7 protein-coding genes (1 of these 7 cut by a window edge) are annotated in these 6,065 nt (G+C 67.4%); 1 reads left to right on the forward strand and 6 read right to left on the reverse strand.

The annotated features are described in order from the left end of the window. Window positions 1-30: 30 nt before the first annotated feature. The 6 genes from AC0QTQ_RS02385 to smpB all read right to left on the reverse strand — a co-directional run bounded on the left by AC0QTQ_RS02385 (window position 31) and on the right by smpB (window position 5,854). Window positions 31-1,599 carry a DHA2 family efflux MFS transporter permease subunit gene (locus tag AC0QTQ_RS02385; RefSeq protein WP_121530487.1) on the reverse strand — a complete coding sequence of 523 codons (1,569 nt, stop codon included), beginning with the start codon at window positions 1,597-1,599 and terminating at the stop codon, window positions 31-33. A gap of 3 nt (window positions 1,600-1,602) precedes the next feature. Further along, window positions 1,603-2,667 carry an HlyD family secretion protein gene (locus AC0QTQ_RS02390; RefSeq protein ID WP_121530486.1) on the reverse strand — a complete coding sequence of 355 codons (1,065 nt, stop codon included), beginning with the start codon at window positions 2,665-2,667 and terminating at the stop codon, window positions 1,603-1,605. Continuing rightward, the gene (locus AC0QTQ_RS02395; RefSeq protein WP_121530485.1) at window positions 2,657-3,115 is read right to left on the reverse strand and encodes a MarR family winged helix-turn-helix transcriptional regulator; all 459 of its coding nucleotides are present in this window, start codon (window positions 3,113-3,115) and stop codon (window positions 2,657-2,659) included. The genes AC0QTQ_RS02390 and AC0QTQ_RS02395 overlap by 11 nt, the downstream gene beginning before the upstream one ends. Window positions 3,116-3,241: 126 nt before the next feature. Further along, complete coding sequence (locus tag AC0QTQ_RS02400; protein ID WP_480258104.1) at window positions 3,242-4,423, reverse strand: amino acid aminotransferase; 1,182 nt, start codon at window positions 4,421-4,423, stop codon at window positions 3,242-3,244. After that, a complete protein-coding gene (gene sseA, locus AC0QTQ_RS02405; protein WP_480258105.1) occupies window positions 4,423-5,280 on the reverse strand; it encodes a 3-mercaptopyruvate sulfurtransferase in 858 nt (285 codons plus the stop codon). Before sseA ends, AC0QTQ_RS02400 begins: the two co-directional genes overlap by 1 nt. A 100-nt stretch (window positions 5,281-5,380) precedes the next feature. Beyond that, a complete protein-coding gene (gene smpB, locus AC0QTQ_RS02410) occupies window positions 5,381-5,854 on the reverse strand; it encodes an SsrA-binding protein SmpB (RefSeq protein WP_121530482.1) in 474 nt (157 codons plus the stop codon). A gap of 104 nt (window positions 5,855-5,958) precedes the next feature. Between smpB and AC0QTQ_RS02415 the strand changes: the two genes are divergently transcribed. Further along, window positions 5,959-6,065: the beginning of an ion channel gene (locus tag AC0QTQ_RS02415; protein WP_480258106.1), read on the forward strand. Its footprint extends 340 nt past the window's final position; the window shows 107 of its 447 coding nt (coding positions 1-107); it begins with the start codon at window positions 5,959-5,961; its stop codon lies beyond the right edge, outside the window.

The following is a 6,065-nucleotide window of genomic DNA, read 5'->3' on the forward strand; positions in this document are numbered from 1 at the left end:
GGGCCTTTTCCCTTGCGTGGATGCGGGCGCTCAGTCGGCGTGGATCGTCGCCGCCTCGCCCGCCTCGCTCAGCCCCGGGCGGCGCAGCACCAGCACCAGCGGCACCGCGGCAAGGGTCACCCACATCATCGCCTTGAAGTCGTCGACATAGCCCACCATCGCCGCCTGCTGGGTGACGAGCTGGTTGACGATCGTCCAGACCGCGCCGTCACCATATTTCAGCGTCAGCATCTTCAGCGCGCCGGCCAGCGGCCCGTTCGTCAGCTGGGTGAAATCGGGGTCGAGCGCCGAGACCTTCTGCACCAGCTCGGTGTGGTTGATCTGCGTGTTGCGGGTCAGCAGCAGCGTCACCACCGAGATCCCGATCGACGAGCCGATGTTGCGCACCAGACTGTAAAGCGCCGTCGCGTCGCCGCGGAAGCGCGCCTCGATCGTGGCGAAGGAGACGGTCGAGAGCGGCACGAAGACAAGGCCCAGCCCGAAGCCCTGCACGAGGCCCGAGATCACCACCAGCCGCGCGTCCATCTGCGGGCCGAAGCCGGTCATGATGTCGAGCGAGAGCGCGGTCAGCAAAAGCCCCGTCACCACCAGGAGGCGCGCGTCGATGAAGCGCAGCAGCTTGCCCGCCGCCATCATCATGATCATCGTGCCGACGCCGCGCGGCGCCATCACCATGCCGACGGTGATGACCGGATAGCCGAAGATCCCCGACAGCATCGGCGGCAGCAGCGCCAGCGAGGCGAGCAGGATGATGCCGACGATGAAGATGAACACGAGCCCGGTGGCGAAGTTGCGGTCAAGGAACATCCGCGGGTCGAGGAACGGGTGCTCGGCGCCGATGATCCAGACCACGAAGACCCAGAACCCCGAGATCGCGATGGCGAACTCGATCCAGATCTCGGCCGCGTTGAACCAGTCGACCTCGCCGCCGCGGTCGAGCATCAGCTGCAATGCGCCCACCCCGATGCCAAGCGCGGCAAAGCCGAAGAAGTCGAACTGCCGCAGCCGGCGGCCCATCTCGGGCAGGTAGGCCATGCAGCCGGCCAGCGCCACCGCCCCAAGCGGAACGTTGATGTAGAACACCCACCGCCAGTTGAAGGTGTCGGTCAGATAGCCGCCGAGGGTGGGGCCGATGATCGGGCCGACCATGATCCCCGCGCCCCACATCGCCATCGCCGAACCGTGCTTTTCCTTCGGGTTGATGTCGAGCAGGAAGGTCTGGCTGAGCGGCACGATCGCGGCGCCGAAGACGCCCTGCGCCATGCGGAACAGCACCATCGTCTCGAGGCTCCAGGCGATGCCGCACAGCATCGAGGTCAGGATGAAGCCCGCGACCGAGGCGACGAAGATCTCCTTGCGGCCGAAGCGCTCCGACATCCAGCCCGACAGCGGCGTGACGATCGCCGCGGCGACGATGTAGGAGGTCAGCACCCAGTTGATCGTGTCCGAGGACGCGCCGAGGTCGGCGCGCATCGAGGGCAGGGCGACGTTCGCGATGGTGGTGTCGAGCACCTGCATGATCGTCGCGAGCATCAGCGAGAGGGTGATCAGCCCGTGGTGCTTGACCTCGCCCGGGGCGGAGACGGCGGCGGCCGACATGACTTACTTCTCCACCGTCGCGCCATGCGCGAAGATCGCGCCGAGACGGGTCTCGGCCTTGGTATCGACGGTGACCGAGGCCGACAGGCCCGAGCGCAGCCCGCTCAGGTCCGAGCCCTCCGCCAGCCGCAGCCGCACCGGCACGCGCTGCGTGACCTTCACCCAGTTGCCGGTGGCGTTCTGCGCCGGCAGGATCGAGAATTCGGCGCCGGTGCCCGCGCCCACGGATTCGACCGTGGCGGTGTAGTCGCGGCCCGGGAAGGTGTCGAACTCGATGTCGGCGGTCTGGCCCGGGCGCATGCCGCCGATCTGGGTTTCCTTGAAATTCGCCTCGATCCAGGTGTCGCCGGTCTCGACCAGCGAGAAGAGCGTGGCGCCCGCGGTGACGAACTGGCCGGGCTTGAAGCTGTCGGCCTTGTAGATCACCCCATCGGCGGGCGCCTTCACCGTGGTCAGCGACAGGTTGTAGGCGGCCTTGTCGCGCGCCACGATCGCCGCCTGCACGGCCGGATGATCGTCGGTGGCGATTTCCGGGTCGCTGCCGAGCGCGGCGAGAGCCGCTTCGACGCCCTGTTGCGCGGCGGCGAGCGTCTCGCGGGCGGATTTCGCATTGTGCCGCGCCGCATCGAGGGCCGATTCCGTGCCCGCCCCGCGACCGGTGATCGCCTGCTGCCGCTTCAGTTCGGATTCGAGATAGTCGAGGTTGTCCTGGGCGACCTTGGCCTGAGCGAGAGAGACGCGATAGGCGGCGCGCAGCTGCTCGATGCCAAGCCGGGCCTGCGACAGCGCGGCCTCGGCTTGCGCGAGGGCGAGCTTGTAGGGCTCGGGGTCGACCCGGAACAGGTCCTGCCCGGCCTTCACCTGGGTGCTGTCGCTCACGAAGACCTCGGTCACGCGGCCCGACAGGTCCGAGGCAACCGAGATCCGCGCCTGCCGGACCGCGGCGTTCTCGGTGGTCTCGTAGCGCCCGGCATCGAGCCAGATCCAGGTGCCGCCGATGACCAGCGCCAGCGGCAGCGCGGCCATCAGCCATTTCTTCGGTTTCTTCTGAACGTTCTCAGCGGTCATCTTGCGCCTCGGGGCTGTCGGAAAGGTTGAGGATGATCCGGCGCAGCGCGTCGGTCAGGGTTTCAAGTGCGCCGGGCGGCAAGCCGGCCAGCGCCTGTTCGTAAAGGTCATCGGCGATCTGCTTGGCATTCTCGAAGGCGGCATAGGCCTTGCGCTTCGCGACAACGCGTTTCACCCGGCGGTCGTTCGGGTCGGGTTCGCGTTCGACCCAGCCCGCTTCCTGCATCCGGTCGACGAGGCGCGAGACCGAGATCGGCTCGATCTCGAGGAACTCGGCCAGCCGCGCCTGCGACAGCGGCCCGCGCCGCAGCAAATGCACGAGGACGCGCCATTGCGCGGAGCTGAGGCCAAGCTCGGCGGCGCGCTGCTCGAACCGGCGGCGGATTGCGCGGGTGGCATCGGTCAGCAGGAAGCCGAGGCTTTCATCGGGGACGGGGGAACAGGACATGCGACTCGCCTTCTGGAAGGTGAGCAGAGATATTATAAGCCTGCTTACTAAATCAAGTGAAATGCGCAAAAGAAAAGCGCGGTGGCAGGTCTGCCACCGCGCAGGGGATGTGCGGCAATGCGCGGCTCAGACGCCGGCGGCGATGATCGCGCGGGCCAGAACCGGCACCGATTTCTCGTTCAGCCCGGCGACGTTGAAGCGCGAGTCGCTGACCATGTAGATGCCGTTCTCGGCACGCATGGTCTCGACCTGTTCGGCCGTCGCGCCAAGGCGCGAGAACATGCCGCGGTGCCGGGCGAGGAAGTCGAAGCGGTCCGAGTTCGACAGCTGGCGCAGTTCGGCCGCAAGCTGCTCGCGCAGACCCAGCATGCCGTTGCGCACCTCTTCCAGCTCGGCTTCCCATTCGGCGCGCAGCGCCGGATCGGTCAGCACCATCGTCACCAGCCGCGCGCCGTGGTCGGGCGCGAAGGAATAGGTCTGCCGGTTCAGATAGGCGAGCGTGCCCTGCGTCGTTTCCTTCGCCGCGGCGTCCGACAGCACCATCAGGCAGCCGGTGCGCTCGCGGTAGATGCCGAAGTTCTTCGAGCAGGAGGCGGCGATCATCACCTCGGGCAGGCGCGACGCGATCAGCCGGGTGCCGGCGGCATCGGCCTCGAGCCCGTCGCCGAAGCCCTGATAGGCGATGTCGACCATCGGGATCGCGCCGGTCTTCTCGAGCAGGTCGGCGACCGCCGCCCATTGCTCGATCGTCAGGTTGGCGCCGGTCGGGTTGTGGCAGCAGCCGTGCAGAAGCACCACGTCGCCCGCCTTCAGCGCGGCAAGGTCGGCCATCATCGCGTCGAAGTCGACGGCGCGGGTCTCGGCGTCGAAATAGCGATAGCTTTTGCGCGGCATGTGCATGAAGTCGAGGATCGACAGGTGGTTCGGCCAGGTCGGGTCCGAGGCCCAGACGGTGCAGTCGGGGTTGGCCATCCGCGCGAGCTCGAAGGCCATGCGCACGGCGCCGGTGCCGCCCACGGTCTGCAGCGCCGAGAGCCGGTCCTTGGGATAGTCGGCGCCCAGCACCAGCCCCGCCATCGCGGCGTGGAAGGCGGGCTCGCCCGCGAGCGCGGTATAGGTCTTGGTGGTCTCGGCGTCCCAGAGCTGCTTTTCGGCGGCCTTGATCGCGCGCATCACCGGGGTGCGGCCGTCCGCGTCCTTGTAGACGCCCACGCCGAGGTCGACCTTGGTGGGCCGGGGGTCGGCGCGGAACATGCCCATGAGGGCCAGGATCTTGTCCTGCGCCTGCGGCTTCAATGCGTTGAACATCATGCTTCTCCGGTTGCGACCTTGAGGTCGTTGTACATGCCCCATTCCGACCACGAGCCGTCATAGACGGACCAGTCGCGGTGGCCGATGCGTTCGAGCGCAAGCGCCAGGATCGAGGCGGAGACACCCGAGCCGCAGGTGCAGATCACCGGCTTCGTGGTGTCGACCTTCGCCTCGGCGAAGAGCGCGCGCAGCTCGTCGGGGGATTTCAGCCGGCCGTCGGCGGTGACCACCGTCTGCCAGGGCAGGTTCTTCGAGCCCGGGATATGGCCCGAGCGCAGACCCGGCCGCGGTTCGGGCGTGGCGCCGGTGAAGCGGTCATGGGCGCGGGCGTCGACGATCTCCTGATCGCCGAGCTTGGCGGCATGGGCGACCTGGGTGACGTCCTTCACCAGGCTCGCCTGACGCTGCACCGTGATGTGGCGGTCGCGCATCACTGGCGGCAGATCCTCGATCTCGCGGCCCTCGGCGATCCATTTCGGCAGCCCGCCATCCAGCACCGCGATGTCGCTCTTGCCCATCAGGCGGAACAGCCACCACACCCGCGGCGCCGAGAACACGCCGGCCTGGTCATAGACCACCACCTGATGGCCGTCGCCCACGCCCATGGCGCGCATCCGCGAGATGAACTTCTCGACCGGCGGTGCCATGTGCGGCAGCGGCGAGCGGGTGTCCGAGATCTCGTCGATGTCGAAGAACCGCGCGCCGGGGATATGGGCGGCGTCATAGCCCTTGCGGGCGTCACGGCCGTCGTCGGGCATGAACCAGCTCGCGTCGAGAATGCGCAGGTCGGGGTCCTGCAGGTGGGCTGCCAGCCACTCGGTGGAAACAAGCGTCTTCGGATCGTCCATGGCCATCGCGCCCCTCCGTTTTCTCGGTCTTGTGCTTAGACGCAAGGGGGGCAAGGACGCAAGGCTCAAGGGGCGATCGGCGCCCTCCGGCGCCCGGAAAGCGGGCTCAGCTGTTCTGTTTCAGCAGGCGCTGCTTTTGCCGGTTCCAGTCGCGCTTGGCTTCGGTCTCGCGCTTGTCGGCGACCTTCTTGCCCTTGGCGATGCCGAGCAGCAGCTTCACCCGGCCCTTCTCGTTGAAATACATCTTAAGCGGCACGATGGTCATGCCCTCGCGCCCGATCGCCTGCCACAGCCGCGCGAGCTCGCGCTTCGAGACCAGAAGCTTGCGGCGGCGCCGTTCCTCGTGGCCGAAGACGCCCGCCTCCTTGTAGGCGGCGATGTAGCCGTTGATCAGCCACAGCTCGCCCCCCTCGACCGAGGCATAGCTTTCGGCGATGTTCGACTGCCCGGTGCGCAGCGACTTCACCTCGGAGCCGGTCAGCATGATGCCGGCCTCGAGCGTGTCCTCGACGGCATAATGGTAACGGGCCTGCCGGTTCTCGGCGATCAGCTTGGAGTTGGGGTCGGATTTCTGCGCCATGATCGCACCGAGATAGGCGAGGGGAGGGCGTCTGTCCAGTGCGGCGGCGTGCCGCTTGACCGAAGCGGGGGCGGGGATGTAGCGCGAGGCCGGGGAGGACGGCGATGTTCATACAGCTTTTCATCGGTTCGGTCATGATGCTGCTGACGGTGGTGATTGCCGCCTTCAGCGCCTGGGGCATGGAATGGGCCTTTGCCCGATCGCATTTCTG

The sequence above is a fragment of the Paenirhodobacter sp. YD-8 genome (assembly GCF_056590935.1).

Excerpts from the sequence above, each read along its gene's own strand:
- AC0QTQ_RS02390 (WP_121530486.1), bottom strand. The coding sequence starts at position 2,667 with ATGACCGCTGAGAACGTTCAGAAGAAACCGAAGAAATGGCTGATGGCC.
- smpB (WP_121530482.1), bottom strand. The coding sequence starts at position 5,854 with ATGGCGCAGAAATCCGACCCCAACTCCAAGCTGATCGCCGAGAACCGG.
- AC0QTQ_RS02385 (WP_121530487.1), bottom strand. The coding sequence starts at position 1,599 with ATGTCGGCCGCCGCCGTCTCCGCCCCGGGCGAGGTCAAGCACCACGGG.
- AC0QTQ_RS02395 (WP_121530485.1), bottom strand. The coding sequence starts at position 3,115 with ATGTCCTGTTCCCCCGTCCCCGATGAAAGCCTCGGCTTCCTGCTGACC.
- AC0QTQ_RS02400 (WP_480258104.1), bottom strand. The coding sequence starts at position 4,423 with ATGTTCAACGCATTGAAGCCGCAGGCGCAGGACAAGATCCTGGCCCTC.
- sseA (WP_480258105.1), bottom strand. The coding sequence starts at position 5,280 with ATGGCCATGGACGATCCGAAGACGCTTGTTTCCACCGAGTGGCTGGCA.